The organism is Nonomuraea monospora (assembly GCF_039531895.1).
In the GTDB taxonomy this organism is placed as follows: Bacteria; Actinomycetota; Actinomycetes; order Streptosporangiales; family Streptosporangiaceae; genus Nonomuraea; species Nonomuraea monospora.
Genome location: NZ_BAAAQX010000049.1, coordinates 83,840 through 101,308 on the forward strand (window position 1 = coordinate 83,840; position 17,469 = coordinate 101,308).

Consider the following 17,469-nt stretch of genomic DNA (forward strand, 5'->3'; position numbering starts at 1 on the left):
CGGCCCGCCCCTAGGGCGCGCGACCGGACGCCGATACCGTCGGCGTCATGTTCGACTCGCACCACGACAGCATCGAGACCAGGCCGACGAGGCACCGATGATCGGCGCCATCGCGGACGACTTCACCGGCGCGACCGACGTGGCCGTGGCGCTGCGCCGCCGGGGCATCCGCACCCTCCTGTACTTCGGGCTCCCGCCGCAGGGCGCCGAGTTCCCCGAGCACGACGCCGTCGTGATCGCGCTCAAGACCCGCACGGCCCGCAAGGCGGACGCGGTGGCCCGTTCCCTGCGCGCGCTGCGCTGGCTGCGCGCGCACGGCGCCGCCGAGCAGGTCTACTTCAAGTACTGCTCCACCTTCGACTCCACGCCCGAGGGCAACATCGGCCCGGTGCTGGACGCGCTGGCCGACGCCTTGGAGGCGGCCGTCGTCCCCATGACGCCGAGCTCGCCCGAGCACGGCCGCACCCAGTACAACGGCTACCTGTTCGTCGGGGACGTGCTGCTGGGCGAGTCCCACATGCGGCACCATCCGCTCACCCCGATGACCGACTCGTACCTGCCGCGCCTGCTGGAGGCGCAGAGCGCGTACCGGTCGGGGGTGGTGACGCTGCCGCACGTGCGCGGGCAGGCGGTCGAGCGGCGGCTGGCCGAGCTGCGCGAGCAGGGCGTGCGGTACGCGTTCGTGGACGCGCTGGAGGAGGAGGACCTGATGACGGCCGGTCGCGCGCTGGCCGGCGCGCCGCTGGTGGCGGGGGCGGCGGGGCTGGCGGGCGGGCTGGCCGCGGCCCGCGCGGCGGGAGAGGGACACGGTGCGGAGCCCGCGCCGGAGCCGTCCGGCCCCGCCGCCGTGCTGGCGGGCAGTTGCTCGGCCCGCACGCTCGAACAGGTCAGCGTCATGATCGAGGCGGGCAGACCGGCCCATCGGCTGGACGCGCTGGCCGACCAGGACGCGGACTCGCTCGCCAGGCGCGCCCTGGCCTGGTACGACGCCCTGGACGAGGACTCCGGCGCCCCGTTGATCTACTCGTCGCTGGAGCCCGGGAAGCTGCGCCGCGTCCAGCAGGCACTCGGCGTGGACCGGTCGGCCGCGATCCTGGAGGCGGCCATCGGCCGGATCGCCAGGGGGCTGGTGGAGCGGGGCGTCACCCGGCTGGTCACGGCGGGCGGCGAGACGTCCGGCGCGGTGGTGAGCGCGCTCGGCGTGCCCGGCGGCGTGATCGGGGCGGAGGCGGCGCGCGGCGTGCCGTGGATCTTCGCCCCGTCCGGCCCTGCGCTGCTCCTCAAATCGGGCAACTTCGGCGAGCCTGACCTGCTGCTGGAGGCTTCACGCTGAACAAGTCGCTCGCCGATATGGACAACTGATCGTTACGCTGGCTCCATATTCGCCGTACCGGAGGAATATGGGGGCCTCATGGCGTTTCTCCTTTCCGGGGCGATCTTTTGATCCCCCGGCTGTTTTCCCGGCGTCCCTTCGACAGCGCGTTATTCTGCGGCTTTCTCGGCGTGGCCGGCCTGCTTCTCGTCGCGGAGGCGGCCGGCCGGCTGGGGCTCGTTTCCACCGTGCAATTCCCGCTCGCCTCGACGGTGCTGGTCACGGCGGCGGGGCTGGCGGCCGATCCCGAATTCCTGCTGGACGTCGGCGCCACGTTCGCGGCGTGGGCGCTGGGGCTGGCGCTGACGGTGGCGCTCGCCGTGCCGGCGGGGCTGCTGCTCGGCAGCGTGCCGGCGGTGGAGCGGGCGTTGCGGCCGGTGATCGAGTTCCTGCGGCCGATCCCGTCCGTGGCGCTCATCCCGCTCGCGGCGTTCGTGTTCACGGAGCGGCTGGACATGAAGCTGGCGATGATCGTGTACGCGGCCACGTGGCCGATCCTGATCAACACCATGTACGGCCTCAGGGAGGTCGATCCGGTCGCCAAGGAGACCCTGCGGTCGTTCGGCTTCGGGCGGCTGGCGGTGCTGCTGCGGGTCTCGCTGCCGAGCACGGCCCCGTTCATCGCGACCGGGGTGCGGGTGGCCGCCACGATCGCGCTCATCCTGGCCATCAGCACCGAGCTGCTCGCGGGCGGCTCCGACGGGATCGGCGCGTTCATCAACCTGGCGGGCAGCAGCCCCGACGGGCTCACGCTGACGGTGGCCGCCACCGTCTGGGCGGGGCTGCTCGGCGTCGCCACGAACGGCGCGTTCGTCCTGGCCGAACGCCGCGTCTTCCACTGGCACCCGGGAGCGTCAGCATGACCGTATTGCGGCGCTTGGCCAGGCTGTGGATCGTGCCGGTGGTGCTGCTGGGCTGGGAGCTGGCCACCCGCGCCCTGCAGCACCCGTTCTTCCCACCGCCGTCGGTCATCCTCACCCACATGCGCGAGCTGTGGTTCACCGGCCACCCCACCCGGCTCTGGCTGAACGACACCGCCCTGGCCAACTTCCCGCAGAGCCTGGGACGCCTGCTGGCGGGATGGGCGCTGGCGGGCGTGGGCGGGGTGGCGCTCGGCGTGGCGATCGGCCGTTCGCCGCTGCTCTACCGCTTCCTCGACCCGATCATCCAGTTCGGGCGCGCACTCCCGGCGCCGGCGTTGCTGCCGATGTTCCTGGCGCTGTTCTCGACGGGCACCCGCATGCAGATCGCCACGATCACGTTCGGGATCGTGTGGCCGGTGCTGTTCAACGCGGCGGACGGGGCGCGCAGCGTGGAGCCGCAGCACCTGGACACGGCGCGGGTGTTCGGGCTGACGCGGGGGCAGCGGCTGTTGCGGGTGATCCTGCCGTCGGCGGCGCCCAAGATCTTCGCGGGGCTGCGGCTCAGCCTGTCGCTGGCGCTGATCCTCATGGTCATCGCGGAGTTCTTCAGCACCGAGGGCATCGGGTTCCAGCTCAGGGCCGCGCAGCGGGCGTTCGACCTGCCGGGCGTGTGGGGGGCGATCGTGCTGCTCGGGGTGCTGGGCTATCTGCTGAACCAGGGCTTTCTGCTTCTCGAGAAAAGGGCGCTCACCTGGCATGAAGCGAAAATGTAGCGACTTTGACACAGGTCACGGTTAGGCTCGCAGATCGGCCTTTGCCTAAACGCGTTTACTCCCTGAGGAGCTTTCATGTCAGGTCTGCGATTCCTGCCCGCCCTCTGCGTCGCCGCATTACTGCTCACCGCGTGCGGCGGGGGCGGAAATTCGGTCCAGCAAACCAATGGCCCGGAAAAGGCCGAAATCAGGATCGGGATGTTGCCGCTGCCGGAGGTGGCGCCCATTCAGATCGCCATCGACAAGGGCTATTTCGCCGCCGAAGGGCTCAAGGTCGAGACGGAGCTGATCTCGGGCGGGGCGGCGGCGATGCCCGACCTGGTCTCCAGCAAGCTCGACGTGCTGCACAGCAACTACGTCTCCGCCCTGCTCGCCTCGGCCAGCGGCACCGTCAAGGTCAAGATCGTCGGTGACGCGTACGCCGCCCAGCCCGGCAACTTCCTGCTCATGACGAAGAAGGGCTCCCCCATCACCCAGGTGGCCGACCTCAAGGGCAGGACGGTCGGCGTGAACACCCTGAACAACATCTCCACCCTGTCCGTCAGCGCCCTGCTCAAGCCCGCCGGGCTGCGCCCCGAGGACGTCAAGTTCGTCGAGCGGCCCTTCCCCGAGATGGCCGGCGCGCTGGAGAGCGGCCAGGTGGACGCGGCGCTCCTGCCGGAGCCGTTCCACCAGGCGGCGGCCAAGACGCTCGGCGCGGTCATGCTCAGCGACCTGTTCACCGGGTCGCTGGCCGACTTCCCGATCGCCGGCTACCTCGTCACGGACACCTTCGCCCAGCAGAACCCGAAGACCGTGGCCGCCTTCCAGCGCGCCCTGCGCAAGGCGACCGAGCTGGCCCGCTCGGACTCGGCCGAGGTCACCGCCGCGCTGCAGAAGTACACCAAGATCGACCAGGCCACGGCCTCGACGATGAAGCTCGGCGGCTTCTCCACGGCGGTGGACCCGGCGCGGGTGCAGCGCGTGGCGGACCTCATGCTCGAGTTCGGCTACCTCAAGCAGCGGTTCGAGGTGTCCTCGATCCTGGCCGGGGGCGCCTCCGGGTGAGCGCGGGCCCCGGTCAGCTCGCCGCCTCCTCGTCGCAGAACACCGTCTTCAGGAGGTTCTCCATGGGCTTGGTGACCGCCTGCGAGGGGTCGATCGCGGCGTCGCCCATGGTGATGGAGCCGGTCAGGGTCTTCTTGCCGTCGGGCGTGCTGTACATGATCGACGCGTAGCCGGCCAGGGCGCTGCCGTTGTGGTGCAGGACCGTGCCGCAGTTCGGGCCCAGGTCCTGCACGAACACCCCCAGGCCGTAGCGGAGCGCGCCACTCTGGGGGTGCGGCTCGCGCATCTCGGTCAGCAGCCCGGCGGGCAGCAGCTTGCCGCTGTTGAGCGCCGAGAAGAAGGTGTGCAGGTCCTCGGAGGTCGCGATCATGCCGCCGGCGGCGCCCAGATAGGACGGGTTCTGCCGGGTCACGTCGACCACCTTCCAGGTGCCGGCGTCCTCGTAGCGGTAGTAGCCGTGGGAGTGCGGCCCGGGGATCGTCGTGCGGGTGCTGGGCGCCAGGGTGTGCTTGAGCCCGAGCGGCTTGACGATCCGCCGGTCCAGCTCCTCGGCGAACGAGCGGCCGGTGACCTTCTCGATCAGGAGCTGGGCCAGCGTGTAGTTGGTGTTGGAGTAGCTCCAGTTCGTGCCCGGCTCGAACCGCGCCGGCTTGGACAGCGCGAACCGCACCAGCTCCTCCTGCCGGAAGCTGCGCAGCCGCTGCTCCACCAGGTCCTTGCCGACCCCGATGATCCCCGGCACGAAGTTGCCCTCGGCGTCGAGCTCGCCGGTGTAGTTGTAGACGCCGCTGGTGTGCTGCAGCAGCATCTTGACCGTGATCCGCTCGTCCAGCCCGAACTGGGTCAGGTGACCGGCGACGGGGGTGTCCAGACTCAGCTCACCCTCGGCCACCAGTTGCAGCACCATGGTCGCGACGAAGGTCTTGGTGCTGCTGCCCAGCCGGAACAGCCCGTTCGTCGGCGGCTTGACGGGGCTGCCGAGCTTGCGCACGCCGGCGTTGCCGACCCACTCGCCCCGCTCGTCGTTGACGCGCATCTGCGCCCCGGCGAAGCCGGCGTCCACGAACGCCTGGATGGCCTGCTGCAACTCCGGCCGTGCAGCGGACGCGCCGGCCACCCCAGGCATGACCGCCGTGGCCAGCAGCCCGGCCACCACCGGCAGGAAGATCTTGCGGGACATCGACATTCCTCACTTCGCGATAGTACGTGTTCAGTTCCTTCCGAAAGCTATGTTGCATTCACATTGACGTCAATCCAAAGAAGAGCATTTATGCAGCTAGAAGCGTACAATTTGGTGCTATGACCTGTACTCAAAAGCAACACTCTGTTGCAATGAATGGCGACTAAGGCAACACTGGCAGCCATGCCAAGACGACGACTGAGCCAGCAGGACCGCCAGCGCATCGCGGCCGGGCTCGCCGAAGGACTCACCTACCGCGAGATCGCCAGAAGGCTCGGCCGCCCCACCTCGACGATCACCCGGGAGATCGCCCGCAACGGCGGCCCCGCCGGATACCGGCCCCAGCAGGCGCACCAGGCGACCATCCAGCGGGCCAGGCGCGGCACGCCCGCACCCCCGCACGCGTCCACCCCGCCGGTCGCCATCCTGGAGCAGGAGATTATCGAGATGGTGGTCAGGGCGGGCATGCCCAGGACGGCCGCGCGCGTGCACCACGACCTGATGCTCGCCGAGGACGGCAGGCGCACCGCCGCCGAGCTGGCCCGCAGGCTCAGCGTCAGCCCCGCCTCGATCTCCGTGGCCGTGAACTTCCTGGTCCAGCAGGGGTACGCGCGGCGCGACCGCGATCCGCGCCGCCGCCGCGACATCTACGTCATCGACGACGACGCCTGGTACCGCTCCGTCGTGATCAGCAGGGAGCAGACCTTGGAGACAGTACGGGCCACGATGGCGGTGGCCGAGATCCACGGCCTGGACGGCCCCGTCGGGCAGCGGCTGGCCAAGACGGCGGCGTTCCTGGAGCGGGTCAGCGTGGACGTGATCGAGTCAGCCGACCGCTGGCGCCACCTCCTGACGTGACCAGCCCCGGCCGCTACCCCAGCAACCCCAGCTTGCGGGCCTCGGCGGCGGCCTGGGTGCGGGTGGAGACGTCGAGCTTGCCCAGGATGTTCGACACGTGCACGCTCACCGTCTTCTGCGCGATGAACAGCCGCTCCGCGACCTCCCGGTTGGTCAGCCCCTCGGCGACCAGCCGCAGCACCTCGACCTCCCGCGCCGTCAGCCCCGCGTCACCGTGCCCGGACCCGGAACCGTGCCTGGAACCAGAACCAGAACCGGACCCGTGCCCGGCCCCGTGCCCCGGCCCGGCGAAGCGGGCGCGACGCCCGAAGTCGAGCAGCGCGTTCTCCAGCGGCACGGCCCCGAGCCTGCCCGCCGCCTCCCTGGCCAGCTCCCACTCCGCCTGCGCCGCCTCCCGCTCACCGGCGGCCAGCAGCGCCTCGGCCAGCCGCCAGCGGGCCCGCGCGCTCTCGTACACGAACCCGAAGTCGAACGCCTCCACGACCCGCCGCCACAGCTCCACGTCGTGCCGCCCGTGCACGCGGTGCCACTCGGCCTCCACGCGCAGCGCCCAGGCGCGCCCCTCGGGCCCCAGGTGCACGCCCTCGCCCGTGGGGCCGGACTCGATGGCCAGCCGGGCGTGGGCGCGCAGGTCGTCGGCGCCGTCGGTGATGCCCAGGTCGGCCAGCGCCCACAGCCCCACGGCGGCCATCCGGATGTTGCCCGCGTCGCCGTCGAGCTGCGCCGCGATGACCGCCCGCACGTGGTCGAGCGCCGCCGCCGGGTCGCCGCGCCACAGCGCGTGCTCGGCCGCCAGCCCCCTCGACATGTACGAGACCAGCTCGTCGGACCAGAAGGGCCGCAGCCAGCTCAGCCGGTCCTCGACGGCGGGCAGGCCCCGCGCCACCTCGATGAACAGCGCGAACGACGACAGCGTCGCCTCGGGCACGGTGCCGACCCTGGCACCGAAGCCGGCCGCGACCTCCTGCGCCTGGTCCCACTCGCCGGCCACGTAGTGGATGAGAAAGCGCAGGAACCGCAGGTCGGTGCCGTAGGTGCTCCACTTGAGCCCGTTGTCGGAGGCCACCTTGATGCCGTCGTCGGCCACCTCGGCGGCGTGCGCGAGCAGCCCCTGCTCGTAGTGGATGCGGGCGTGGTGGAAGCGGGCCCGCAGGTCCATGGCCAGGTCGCCGCTGGGCCTGGACATGGCCGAGTCGACCAGCTCGTGGGCCCGCCGCACGTCGCCGCGGTACTCGACGACGATGGCCTGGGTGAGCATCGCGCCCACCTCGGCGTCCCTGGCCCCGGCCTTGCGGGCGGTCTCCAGCGCCGCGCTCGTCAGGGCCTCGACCTCCTGGTGGCGCGAGCTCCACACCAGCGTGCGGGCCTTGGTGGCCATGGCGCGGGCGAGCGCCGCGTCGTCGTCCGCGCTCGCCACCGCGCGTTCGGCCGCCGCGATCGCGCCTTCCGGGTCGTCCGACTCGTACAGGTAGTAGGCGAGCCGCTCGCTCACCTCGGACGTCTGCGGCAGCGCCTTGAGCTGCACCACGGCCCGGTGCTTGTCGCCGCTGTCGGCGGCCATGACCGCGCTGCGGAAGGCCAGCGCCACGCGGGTCTCCCCGGCCAGCCGCTCGGCGTCGTCCACCCGGTCCCACAGGCCGAGCGCACGGTCGTAGTGGCTGTGGGCCTCGGCGGGCGCGCCGACCCGCTCGGCCTGCCTGCCCGCCTCGACGGACGCGGCCAGCGCGCCGGCCAGGTCGTGGCCGGCGAGGTGGTGGTGGGCCAGCTCGGCCGGGGACGTGAGCAGGCGGGCGAGGGCGGCGTGCAGCCGGGTGCGCTCGCCCGGCAGCAGGTCGGTGTAGACGGCCTCCTGCAGCAGCGCGTGGCGGAAGGCGTAGCCGTGGCCCCGCACCTTGAGCAGCCCGCGCGAGACGATCTCCCTGACCGCCTCCTCGAACTCGTCCAGCGGCAGCCCCGACACCTCGCGCAGCAGGTCGTCCTCCACGCGGCGGCCGGCCACGGCGGCGGCCCGCAGCACCCGCTGACCGGCCTCGGAGAGCACCTCGACCCGCGACATCAGCAGGCTGGCCAGGCCGTCGGGCAGGCTGTCGCCCTCGGCCATGGCCGCGAACAGCTCCTCGGCGTAGAACGGGTTGCCGTCGGCGCGGGAGACGATGAGGCCGAGGCCCTGGGCGTCCACGTCGCCCAGGGTGGTGACGTAGTCGGACATCTCGCCGGAGCCGAGCGGCCCCAGCTCCACGCTCATCACGGTGGGCAGGCGCTTCAGCTCGGCCAGCACGGACCGCAGCGGGTGGCGGCGGTGCAGGTCGTCGGTGCGGTAGGTGCCCACGACGCAGACCCGCTCGCTCTGCACCATGCGGCTGAGGAAGACCAGCAGGTCGCGGGTGGAGCGGTCGGCCCAGTGCAGGTCCTCGATCACGAACAGCACCGGCTGCACGTCGGCGAGCAGGCTGAGCAGCGAGCCGAACAGCCGCTGCTGGGTGAGCCCCGCCGACGGCGCGCTCTCCGTGCCGGGCAGGAGCTGGCCCAGCATCGGGTGCGCGGCGGCGGCCTCGCGCACGACCGGCTCGGCGCCGCGCAGGGCGTCGGCCAGCGGCAGGTACGGCAGCGCGTCGCCGAGCTCGGCACACTGCCCGACCAGCACGTTGAACCCGCGCTCTCGGGCCTCTCCGGCCAGCTCGGTGATCAGCCGGGTCTTGCCGATCCCCGCGTCACCGCCGACGAGCGCCACTCCGGCGACGCCGTCGCCGGCCGCGGCCAGCACGCGCACCAGGCCTGCCAGCTCAGTGGAGCGCCCGACAAGGAGACCGTTCACGTCTGAAACTATGCCATGACGGTCCGACAGCCGATTGGTCCGGGATTCCAGTGGGAGATTGGCTCTCTTTCGACAGACCAAAACCATCCTACGCTGCTCCTTTGTGATATCCCCCGCAACCTTCGCGCTCTTCCTCACAACATCGGCCGTCCTGGTGCTCATCCCGGGGCCGAACCACCTCTACATCACCGCCAGGGGCCTCTCCCAGGGCCGGGCGGCGGGTCTCGTCAGCGCGCTGGGCGTCGAGGTGGGCACGCTGCTGCACATCGCGGCAGCCGCCGCGGGCCTGTCGTACGTGATCGCGCAGTCGGCCACGCTGTACACGATCATCAAGTGGGCCGGCGTGGCCTACCTGGTCTACCTGGGGATCCGCGCGTTCACCGGCAAGGCGCCGGAGACGGGCCGGCCTGAGCCGCAGCCGCTGCGCAAGGTGTTCGTGGAGGGCCTGCTGGTCAACGTGTTCAACCCGAAGACGCTGCTGTTCTTCCTGGCGCTGCTGCCGCAGTTCGTGCACCCGGAGTCGGGCTCGCCCGCGCTGCAGGTGGTGGTGCTCGGCCTCACGCTGCTGCTCCTCGGGCTGATCTCCGACGTCGTGTACGCCCTCACCGCCGGCGCCCTGGGCAGGCGGCTCGACCGCGCGGCCAGGAGCATGCGGTACGTGAGCGGCGTCGTCTACCTCGGGCTGGGGGTGCTCACGGCGTTCACCGGGAGAGAATGAGCCGCATGGCGCCGAGGAAGCAGCAGGAGATCTTCGATGCGACGTTGCGGCTGGTCGCCGAGAAGGGCTACGACGGGCTGACCGTCGAGGGGGTCGCGGAGCGCTCGGGCGTCAACAAGACGACGATCTACCGGTGGTGGCCGTCGAAGGCGGCCCTGCTGGGGGCGGCGCTGGTCGAGTCGGACCTGCTCGGCTTCGACACGCCCGACACGGGGAGCCTGCGCGGTGACCTGGTGGCGCTGGTGGAGGGCGTCAGGCGGCTGCTGACCGAGCCGCCGGGCAGCGACATCGCGGTGGCCGCGCTCGGCGCCGCCGTCCGCCATCCCGAGCTGGACGCGCGGCGTTTCTTCGCCGACCGGTTCGCCAGGGAACGGGAGATCTTCGAGCGGGCGGTGGGCCGGGGCGAGCTGGCGGCGACGGTGGACCCGATGCTGGTCGTCGACCTGCTGGCGGGGGCGGTGTGGATGCGGTCGGTCTTCCGCGGGCTGCGCCTGGACGACGACTTCGCCACCGACGCGGTCGCGGCCCTGCTGGACGGCATCTGAACACCAAGGCGGTCGCGGGCCTGCTCGACGGATCCAACCACCGACGCGATCCCAGCCCTGCTCGACGGCCTCTAATAGCCGACCGTTTCTATGACGGTCGGCATCGGTAATATCACCAGTCATGCCCGTGATCCATTGATCCCCCCGACCCCCTGTGCGAAGGTCGCGGCACCGAGTCGAGCGACCCCAGGAGGATTCATGAAGCTCGGGCAGCTCATCCGACGCGCCACCGCGACCGGGGCGGGAATCGTGCTGGCCGGCGCGATCCTGACCGTGCCGGCCGCGCCCGCGCAGGCCGCCCCCGGAGGCTCAGGACCCTATCCGGCCGACTACGAGACCACCCTGCGCCTGCCCCGCCACACGATCTACCGCCCCGCGACCCTGCCCACGGGCGTCCGGCTACCCATCGTGGCCTGGGGGAACGGCGCCTGCCGCGCCGACGGCACCTGGTTCGAGAACTTCCTCAAGGAGCTGTCGTCCCACGGCTTCCTGGTCATCGCGAACGGGCGCCCCGGCGGCACCGGCAGCACCGACGCCGACATGCTGATCGACGCGATCGACTGGGCGATCGCCGAGAACAGCCGCGCCACCAGCAGGTACCGCGGCAGGATCGACACCACGAAGATCGCGGTCATGGGGCAGTCGTGCGGCGGACTCGAAGCATATGAGGTGTCGGACGACCCGCGCATAGCAACAACCGGCATCTGGAACAGCGGCATCATGAGCGCGCTGGACAAGGCCCAGCTCTCCCGCCTGCACGCGCCCATCGGCTACTTCATCGGCGGGCCGAGCGACATCGCCTACGAGAACGCGCTCGACGACTGGAACCGGCTGCCCGCCGGGCTGCCCGCGTTCATGGGCAACCTGGACGTGGGGCACCTCGGCACCTACTCCCAGCCCAACGGCGGCGAGTTCGGCCGGGTGGGTGCGCTCTGGCTGAAGTGGCAGCTCAAGGGCGACGCCGCCGCCAAGGCCGCGTTCGTGGGGCCGAACTGCGGGCTCTGCGCGGGGCCGTGGCAGGTCAGGCAGAAGAACCTGTCGTGACCTGCTAGAGCGACAGCGCGGCCGGGATGCGGTCGAGGACGGGGTGCGGCACCAGCCCGTACGCGTAGAAGTCCACCGCCAGCGCCCCGGCCGCCTTGGCCCCGCGAGCCTTGGCCACCAGCCGGTCGGTGGAGTCGCTGTCGGGATACCCGGGCCGCAGCACGGCCCGCACCTCGCGGTCCTTGCCCACGGACCGCAGGTAGGCGCCCACGTCGTCGGCCACCCGCGCCGCGTCGCGCGCGTACGCCAGCACCCCGAAGGCGGGCACCAGGTCGCCCAGCGCCACCAGGTCCACCCCGAGCTGCCACGCGTCGTGCGCGGCCAGGCCGGGCGTGGGCAGCCCGTCGGTGTAGCCCTTGACCGCCCCCGTCGAGTCGATGAACACCAGCTTGGAGCCCTCGGCGGCCACCGCGGAGGCCACCTCCGACACCAGCGTGGTGACCGTCTCGGAGCGGGCGCGGGCGTAGGCCACCACGTCGGGCCCCGCGTACGCCGTCAGCGCCGCCCTGGTCACCTCGCCCTGCGCGGGCGGGTCGCCGTCGAAGACGCCGCCCACGATCCGCGCGCACTCCTCGCGCGCCACCTCGGCGTTCACGCCCAGGTCGGTGGCCCTGCGCATGCAGTAGTCGCAGAAGCAGAGCGCGAACAGGTAGGCGTCCATCGGCCCGAGCGGCACGAAGGAGCGCTGCGGCTTGAGCGGCCTGAAGTGCAGCGACTCGGCCACCACGCTGTCGACCCCGAGCCTGGCCACCGCCCTGGCCAGCGCGACGGCGTAGTCGCGCACGTCCGGGTGGGCGGGGCACAGGTCGGTGAGCGAGCCGCGGTCGCCGAAGCAGTCGCGTACGGTCACGTCGGGATGTTCGGTGCCGATCGTGGCGTTGCGCAGGAAGACGGTCCAGCCGTGCAGCTTCATGGACCGTTTCGCGCAAGCCTCGCGAAGCCCGTCGAAGGCGTCCGTGTAGCCGGGCACCGGGGCCAGCCGGAGCCCGTCGAACAGCTCGGGCGGCGGGGTGAAGTGCGCGCCGTCGTGGCGCAGCGTCAGCCGGGACAGCCCGTGCGGGGTGACGTCGCGGGAGGCGTGGTGCACGGCGCCGACGGTGATGCCGGACACGCCGTACCCGCTGATCCTGTCGAGCACCCGCTCGACGCCCTCGCCGCGCAGGTCCTCGACGAAGACGTACACCGAACTGTCCACAAGCAGACCTTAAGCGCTCTTGTGCGCGACGAAGTCGATCTCCACCAGGATGTCCATCAGGTCGGACCCCACCGTGGTGCGTACGGGGTACGGCTGGTTGAAGTACGACTTGTACACCTCGTTGAACGCGGCGAAGTCGCGCTTGAGGTGCTGCAGGTGCACCGTGGCCTTGACCACGTCGTCGAAGCCGAGGCCGTGAGCGGCCAGGATGGCGCCCAGGTTCTGCATGGTGCGGTGCGTCTGGGCGGCCACGTCGTCGCCGACGACCTCGCCGGTCTGCGGGTCGAGCGGGCCCGCGCCGGAGGTGTAGACGAAGTCGCCCACGACGAGACCCTGGGAGTAGGCGCCGACCGGGGCGGCGCCGTCCGTGGTCCGGAGCTCCTTTTTCACTGCATCTCCTAGAAATTCGTGCTTATCGTGCCAACGACACGGTAGTCCCGGTCCACCAGCGGCAGAACTCGCCACTTGTCGAACGCCGTGCAGGGATGGGAGATGCCGAAGGCCAGCAGGTCACCGGGCTTGAGCCCGGTGGCGCGGACCACGGTGTGCTGATCCTGCATCTTCTCGATCGTCACGCCGCCGCGGCGCGGGATCGGCAGGCCCTCGTCGTAGGGCGCGTCACGCTTGCCCATGCCCACGATGGCCAGCCCCGGCTCGGGCACGGACAGCACGTGCGCCCACACCTCCAGGGCCGGGCGCAGCTCGCCGTCGATGCGGTTGAACGGCGTGCGCTCGCGGTAGTAGCCGTCGTCGTGGGTGACGTACGCGCCGCTGCGCAGCAGGATCCTGGCCTGGGTGGCGACCAGCTCGCGGCCGATCACGTCGAACCACTGGCTGCCGCCCACGGTGAGCACGGGGTTCTTCACGCGGACGTACTCGACGGCCTCCTGCAGCCCGTCGAGGTACTTGCGCACCTCAGCGCCCGTGCGCAGCCCGCCCTCGTAACCGGCCACGCCGGCCAGCTCGACGCCGGGCGTGGCCTGCGCGTAGGAGGCCACCTCCAGCAGCTCGCCGAGCGTCCTGCAGCCGGCCCTGCCGCCCTCGTGCCCCAGCTCCACCAGCACCCTGAACGGCCGGGAGCCGGCGTGCGCGGCCAGGATGTCGACGCCGGCGACGGAGTCGGCGAAGCTGAGCAGCTCGAAGCCCGGATCCCGCTCCAGCTCGTGGGCGGCCCAGGTGAGCCCTGCCGGGTCGACGATCTGGTTGGCCACCAGGACGCGGGCGGCGCCGAACGACCTGGCCACCGCCGCCTGCCGGGGCGTGGCGACCGTGAGGCCCCACGCGCCCGCTGCGAGCTGCATCGCGGAGATCTCCGCGGACATGTGCGTCTTGGCGTGCGGCGCCAGCTCCATGCCGTGGTCGCGGACGAACGCCGCCATCGTCGACACGTTGTGCTCCAGCGCGTCCCGGTGCACCACCATCGCGGGAAATTCGAGCCCGCCGTCGAAGACCGACTGACCGAGGATCGCCGGCACAACACCCCCTCTGATTCCGGCTCCGACCTTATCGCTCACAACGGGCGCGGCGCGCGCCCGCCCACCGCGTACGAGGGCCGCGACGCCTGCCCGGCCACCGCTCACGAGGGCCGCAGCGCGCGTCCCGGGGTGGCGCCCGTCAGCTCGCCGCCGGCCAGCACGCGCACGCCGGACACGAGCACGTCGTCCACCCCCTCCGCGGGCGTGCGCGGCTCCGGGTAGGTGGCCAGGTCGCCCACCGTGGCCGGGTCGAACACCACCACGTCGGCGGCGAACCCGCGCCGCAGCAGCCCCCGGTCGGCCAGCCCGAACCGCCTCGCCGGATGCGCCGACAGGTGCACCGCCGCCTGCTCCCACGTCCAGTCGCCCAGCTCCCTGACGTGCCGGCCGAGGAACCTGGCGAACGCGCCGAACCCGCGCGGATGCGGATGACCGCCCACGTAGATGCCGTCGGAGCCGCCGGTCTGGGACGGGTGCCGCAGCATCCGGCGTACGGACTCCTCGCCCTCCCGCCCCTCGTCGGGACGGGTGATGACGGCGCCCGCCTCCAGCCGCGTCTCGATCAGCAGCCTGCGGCAGAACGCGGCAGGCTCCTCCCCTGCCCGCTCGGCCGCCGCCACCAGCGTCAGCCCCTCGGCCCAGGCCAGGCCCGGCGCGTGCGAGATCGTCACGCGCGGCCACACGCCGGACAGCGACGGCCACCACTCGTCCAGCGCGTCCGAGGCGATCATCTCCAGCGCCGCCTCCGTGTCGGCGCCCGGCACGTGGTCCGGCAGCACCAGCATCGCCAGGATCGTGTTGCCGCGCAGGTAGGGGTAGGTGTCGAAGGTGAGGTCCACGCCCTTGCCCAGGGCCTCCTCGACCAGCGGCAGCAGCACGCCGGCCGGCCCGTGCAGGTGCGAGACGTGCACGGCCGCGCCCGAGCGCCCGGCGATCTCCACCACCTCGGCCATGCCCACCCCGGCCCGCTCGCCGTAGGCCCGCATGTGGGTGACGTACGGCAGGCCCTTCAGCGGCGTGCACAGGGCAGCCAGCTCGTCCGCGTCCGCGTAGCGGCCCGGCAGGTACTCCAGCCCGCTCGACAGCCCGGCCGCGCCCTCCGACAGCCCCCGCTCGACGTGCCGCAGCATCGCCGCCAGCTCGTCGCGGCCGGCCCGCTCGGGCGAGGGGCCCATGACGTCGTAGCGGATCGTGCCGTGCGGCAGCAGGTACGCGGTGTTCAGCGCCACCGCCCTGTCGTAGCCGGACAGCAGGTCGGCGACCGTCAGCGGCCCGTCCGTCAAGGTGCCGTTGACGGCGGCGAAGTACCGCGAGACGTAGGCCACGGTCGCGGCCGAGCCCGGCGCGAACGACAGCCCGTCCTGCCCCAGCACGAACGTCGTGACCCCCTGCCGCAGCGCCGCCCGCTGCACGTCCGCGTCGAAAACGGCCGCGTCGCCGTGCGCGTGGCAGTCGACGAAACCCGGCGCGACGAACCGCCCCACCGCGTCGATCACCGTGCCCGCCCGCGCGCCGTCGAGCCGGCCGACGGCCGCGACCCGGTCGCCCGCGATCCCCACGTCCGCCCGGTACGGCGGGGCGCCCGTGCCGTCGAGCACCCGCCCACCGCTGATCACTATGTCGAAGGTCACTCCTGGATTTAATCAGGGACCCGCGTGTCCACCTTCGAGCAATCGAACTCGTCGCGCACCGGCCGCTCCGCCAGCACGTCGCGGGCCAGCGAACGGGCCAGGTTCCAGCCGTTCCACGGGTCCGGACGGTCCAGCCCGTTGGCCGCCACCACGGCCGACAGCACGCAACTGCGCTGCGGCTCAGGCAGCCGGTCGAGGGCCGGCACCGCCTCCGCGCCCAGGTCGCCCAGGTAGTCGGAGTCCATCTTGGCGGGGCCGCGCACCTCCACCTGCGTCTGCGCCACCCGCAGGTCGGGGTTGACGACCGCGAACGCGCCCAGGCTCAGCCCGGTGATCAGCACGATCGTCCGCGGCAGCCAGCCGGAGCCGCGGCCCAGCAGCCGCGCCGCGCCCGCCAGCAGCACCAGCGCGAACAGCGCGCCCAGCCACCACACCGTCGCCTGCACCGACAGCCGCAGCCGCGACAGGCCGTAGGCGTCGGTGTAGAGGTTCATCCGGTGCAGCGCCGAGGCCAGCACCACCATGGTCAGCCCGCACAGCACGCCCAGCAGCACCGCCAGCAGCCAGCGCTCCCGCCGCTCCACCCTGAGCAGCCCGGCCGCCACCGCCACGATGCCCAGCACGAACACGCTGACCACCACGAGCTGGAAGAAGCCCTGCCTGGCGTACTCGGCGTAGGTCAGCCCCGCCGTCTTCAGCACCAGGGTGTTCCCGCCGAACAGCGCCGTGATCTGCACCGCCACGAACGAGGCGAACAGCAGGTTCACCGCCGTCAGCGGCACCAGCCAGACGCTCTTGCTCACCCTGAACTTCGTCTCGGGCCCCACCGGATCCACCACCGGCCGCAGCGCCACCAGCACCACCGCCGCCAGCAGCACCCCGAACAGCGCGAACAGGATGATCCGCCCCGGCATCGACTCGGCCCAGTCGGGGGCCGTGGTCAGCCGCTCCACGTACGAGGCGAACACCGCGTCCGCCGAGGAGAACAGCAACCCGAACACCAGCAGCAGCACCGCCGTGATGCCCAGCGCGGCCACCATCGGCAGCACCCGCCGCCTGGCCGTCAGCCGCTTCAACGGCTGCGCCAGGAACCACGGCACAGGACCGAGCGCCAGCAGCACCGACACGCCGCCCCTGATCACGCCCAGCCAGCCGCCGCCCGCGCCCGACACGGCCAGCGCGCCCAGCCCGGCCCCCGCCACGAGCAGGATCCCCACCAGCCAGTCCGCGTCCCGCACCGCCGCCATCGAGATCAGCCAGTACGCCGTCGCGCCGAACGCCACCGTCCACGGCGTCATCCGCCGCAACACCGCCGGCAGCGCCGCCGCGCCCAGCACCATCGCCACCAGCACGATCCCCAGCCCCACTTGCGCCTCAGGCAGCGCCACCGCCGCGAACACCCCCGCGCCCGCCGCCGCCGGCAACAGCCACCTGGGCGGATCCGGCAGCTCCGGCCTGGGGAACAGCGGCGGCGGCACGTACGGCGGGACCGGGCCCGCCTGGCTCCGGTACGGGACCGTCGCCTGGTACGCCGCTGCCGCCGCCCTCCTGCCCGACCCCGCGCCCATGGCCGCCCCCACGGCCGCCAGCAGCGCCGTGCAGCCGACCAGGGTGACCAGGGCCATCCCGTCGCCCATGGTCACGCTGGCCAGGACGGCGGCGAACATGCCCACCAGGAGGCCCACCAGGAGTCCGATGATGCCGCCGCCGAACATCCTGGCCAGGCTCGTGCCCGGGGTCGGTGGATTGGGCGGCAGGTACGCGCCCGCCGGCCCGCCCGCCGGCCCGCCCACCGGCCCGCCCATCAGCACCCCACCCGCCGGAACACCGGTCGGCGGGACACCGCCTGCCGGGACGCCGCCCGCCACCACGCCCGCCTCAGCGCTCCGCGCCGCCACGCCGCCCGTAGCCGCCGCGCCGCCCGCCAGGCCGCCGCCCGCCGGGCCGCCACCA

The 17,469-nt window shown here is 72.3% G+C and carries 15 protein-coding genes; 8 read left to right on the forward strand and 7 right to left on the reverse strand.

Annotated elements, in window-relative coordinates; all coding sequences use genetic code 11:
- Window positions 1-97: 97 nt before the first annotated feature.
- The 4 genes from otnK to ABD331_RS53580 all read left to right on the forward strand — a co-directional run bounded on the left by otnK (window position 98) and on the right by ABD331_RS53580 (window position 4,055).
- Window positions 98-1,333 carry a 3-oxo-tetronate kinase gene (gene otnK, locus ABD331_RS53565; protein ID WP_344494056.1) on the forward strand — a complete coding sequence of 412 codons (1,236 nt, stop codon included), beginning with the start codon at window positions 98-100 and terminating at the stop codon, window positions 1,331-1,333.
- A gap of 170 nt (window positions 1,334-1,503) precedes the next feature.
- The gene (locus ABD331_RS53570; protein WP_344494058.1) at window positions 1,504-2,235 is read left to right on the forward strand and encodes an ABC transporter permease; all 732 of its coding nucleotides are present in this window, start codon (window positions 1,504-1,506) and stop codon (window positions 2,233-2,235) included.
- The gene (locus ABD331_RS53575) at window positions 2,232-3,008 is read left to right on the forward strand and encodes an ABC transporter permease (protein ID WP_344494060.1); all 777 of its coding nucleotides are present in this window, start codon (window positions 2,232-2,234) and stop codon (window positions 3,006-3,008) included. Before ABD331_RS53570 ends, ABD331_RS53575 begins: the two co-directional genes overlap by 4 nt.
- Window positions 3,009-3,083: 75 nt before the next feature.
- Window positions 3,084-4,055 carry an ABC transporter substrate-binding protein gene (locus tag ABD331_RS53580; protein WP_344494062.1) on the forward strand — a complete coding sequence of 324 codons (972 nt, stop codon included), beginning with the start codon at window positions 3,084-3,086 and terminating at the stop codon, window positions 4,053-4,055.
- 13 nt (window positions 4,056-4,068) lie between these two features.
- On the opposite strand, the gene ABD331_RS53585 is transcribed toward ABD331_RS53580, so the two are convergent.
- Window positions 4,069-5,235: a serine hydrolase domain-containing protein gene (locus ABD331_RS53585; protein ID WP_344494064.1), complete on the reverse strand. Its 1,167-nt coding sequence runs from the start codon at window positions 5,233-5,235 to the stop codon at window positions 4,069-4,071.
- Window positions 5,236-5,418: 183 nt separating this feature from the next.
- Between ABD331_RS53585 and ABD331_RS53590 the strand changes: the two genes are divergently transcribed.
- Entirely contained in the window at window positions 5,419-6,093 is a 675-nt protein-coding gene (locus ABD331_RS53590) for a helix-turn-helix domain-containing protein (protein ID WP_344494066.1), read from the forward strand.
- A 13-nt stretch (window positions 6,094-6,106) separates the two neighbouring features.
- On the opposite strand, the gene ABD331_RS53595 is transcribed toward ABD331_RS53590, so the two are convergent.
- A complete protein-coding gene (locus tag ABD331_RS53595; protein WP_344494068.1) occupies window positions 6,107-8,908 on the reverse strand; it encodes a helix-turn-helix transcriptional regulator in 2,802 nt (933 codons plus the stop codon).
- 103 nt (window positions 8,909-9,011) lie between these two features.
- Here ABD331_RS53595 and ABD331_RS53600 point away from each other — a divergent pair, with 103 nt between their 5' ends.
- The 3 genes from ABD331_RS53600 to ABD331_RS53610 all read left to right on the forward strand — a co-directional run bounded on the left by ABD331_RS53600 (window position 9,012) and on the right by ABD331_RS53610 (window position 11,215).
- The gene (locus ABD331_RS53600; RefSeq protein ID WP_344494070.1) at window positions 9,012-9,626 is read left to right on the forward strand and encodes a LysE family translocator; all 615 of its coding nucleotides are present in this window, start codon (window positions 9,012-9,014) and stop codon (window positions 9,624-9,626) included.
- A gap of 5 nt (window positions 9,627-9,631) precedes the next feature.
- Window positions 9,632-10,171, forward strand: a complete 540-nt coding sequence (locus tag ABD331_RS53605; RefSeq protein ID WP_344494072.1) for a TetR/AcrR family transcriptional regulator — start codon at window positions 9,632-9,634, stop codon at window positions 10,169-10,171.
- A 198-nt stretch (window positions 10,172-10,369) separates the two neighbouring features.
- Window positions 10,370-11,215, forward strand: coding sequence for a poly(ethylene terephthalate) hydrolase family protein (locus ABD331_RS53610; protein ID WP_344494074.1), 846 nt, complete (start codon window positions 10,370-10,372; stop codon window positions 11,213-11,215).
- 4 nt (window positions 11,216-11,219) lie between these two features.
- Here ABD331_RS53610 and ABD331_RS53615 read toward each other — a convergent pair whose 3' ends face one another.
- The 5 genes from ABD331_RS53615 to ABD331_RS53635 form a co-directional block, all read right to left on the reverse strand.
- Window positions 11,220-12,410 carry a hypothetical protein gene (locus ABD331_RS53615; protein WP_344494076.1) on the reverse strand — a complete coding sequence of 397 codons (1,191 nt, stop codon included), beginning with the start codon at window positions 12,408-12,410 and terminating at the stop codon, window positions 11,220-11,222.
- 9 nt (window positions 12,411-12,419) lie between these two features.
- Window positions 12,420-12,800 carry a RidA family protein gene (locus tag ABD331_RS53620; RefSeq protein ID WP_148443568.1) on the reverse strand — a complete coding sequence of 127 codons (381 nt, stop codon included), beginning with the start codon at window positions 12,798-12,800 and terminating at the stop codon, window positions 12,420-12,422.
- Window positions 12,801-12,808: 8 nt separating this feature from the next.
- Complete coding sequence (locus tag ABD331_RS53625; protein ID WP_344494079.1) at window positions 12,809-13,885, reverse strand: alanine racemase; 1,077 nt, start codon at window positions 13,883-13,885, stop codon at window positions 12,809-12,811.
- 101 nt (window positions 13,886-13,986) lie between these two features.
- Window positions 13,987-15,516, reverse strand: coding sequence for an N-acyl-D-amino-acid deacylase family protein (locus ABD331_RS53630; RefSeq protein WP_344494080.1), 1,530 nt, complete (start codon window positions 15,514-15,516; stop codon window positions 13,987-13,989).
- Between the two features lie 8 nt (window positions 15,517-15,524).
- Window positions 15,525-17,469, reverse strand: a 1,945-nt coding sequence (locus tag ABD331_RS53635; protein WP_344494082.1) for a DUF4153 domain-containing protein, incomplete at its 5' end; no start/stop codon positions are given.

Bases quoted from the DNA above. Each gene is read 5' to 3' on its own strand.
- otnK (WP_344494056.1), top strand. From the start codon at position 98: ATGATCGGCGCCATCGCGGACGACTTCACCGGCGCGACCGACGTGGCC.
- ABD331_RS53575 (WP_344494060.1), top strand. From the start codon at position 2,232: ATGACCGTATTGCGGCGCTTGGCCAGGCTGTGGATCGTGCCGGTGGTG.
- ABD331_RS53580 (WP_344494062.1), top strand. From the start codon at position 3,084: ATGTCAGGTCTGCGATTCCTGCCCGCCCTCTGCGTCGCCGCATTACTG.
- ABD331_RS53585 (WP_344494064.1), bottom strand. From the start codon at position 5,235: ATGTCCCGCAAGATCTTCCTGCCGGTGGTGGCCGGGCTGCTGGCCACG.
- ABD331_RS53590 (WP_344494066.1), top strand. From the start codon at position 5,419: ATGCCAAGACGACGACTGAGCCAGCAGGACCGCCAGCGCATCGCGGCC.
- ABD331_RS53605 (WP_344494072.1), top strand. From the start codon at position 9,632: ATGGCGCCGAGGAAGCAGCAGGAGATCTTCGATGCGACGTTGCGGCTG.
- ABD331_RS53610 (WP_344494074.1), top strand. From the start codon at position 10,370: ATGAAGCTCGGGCAGCTCATCCGACGCGCCACCGCGACCGGGGCGGGA.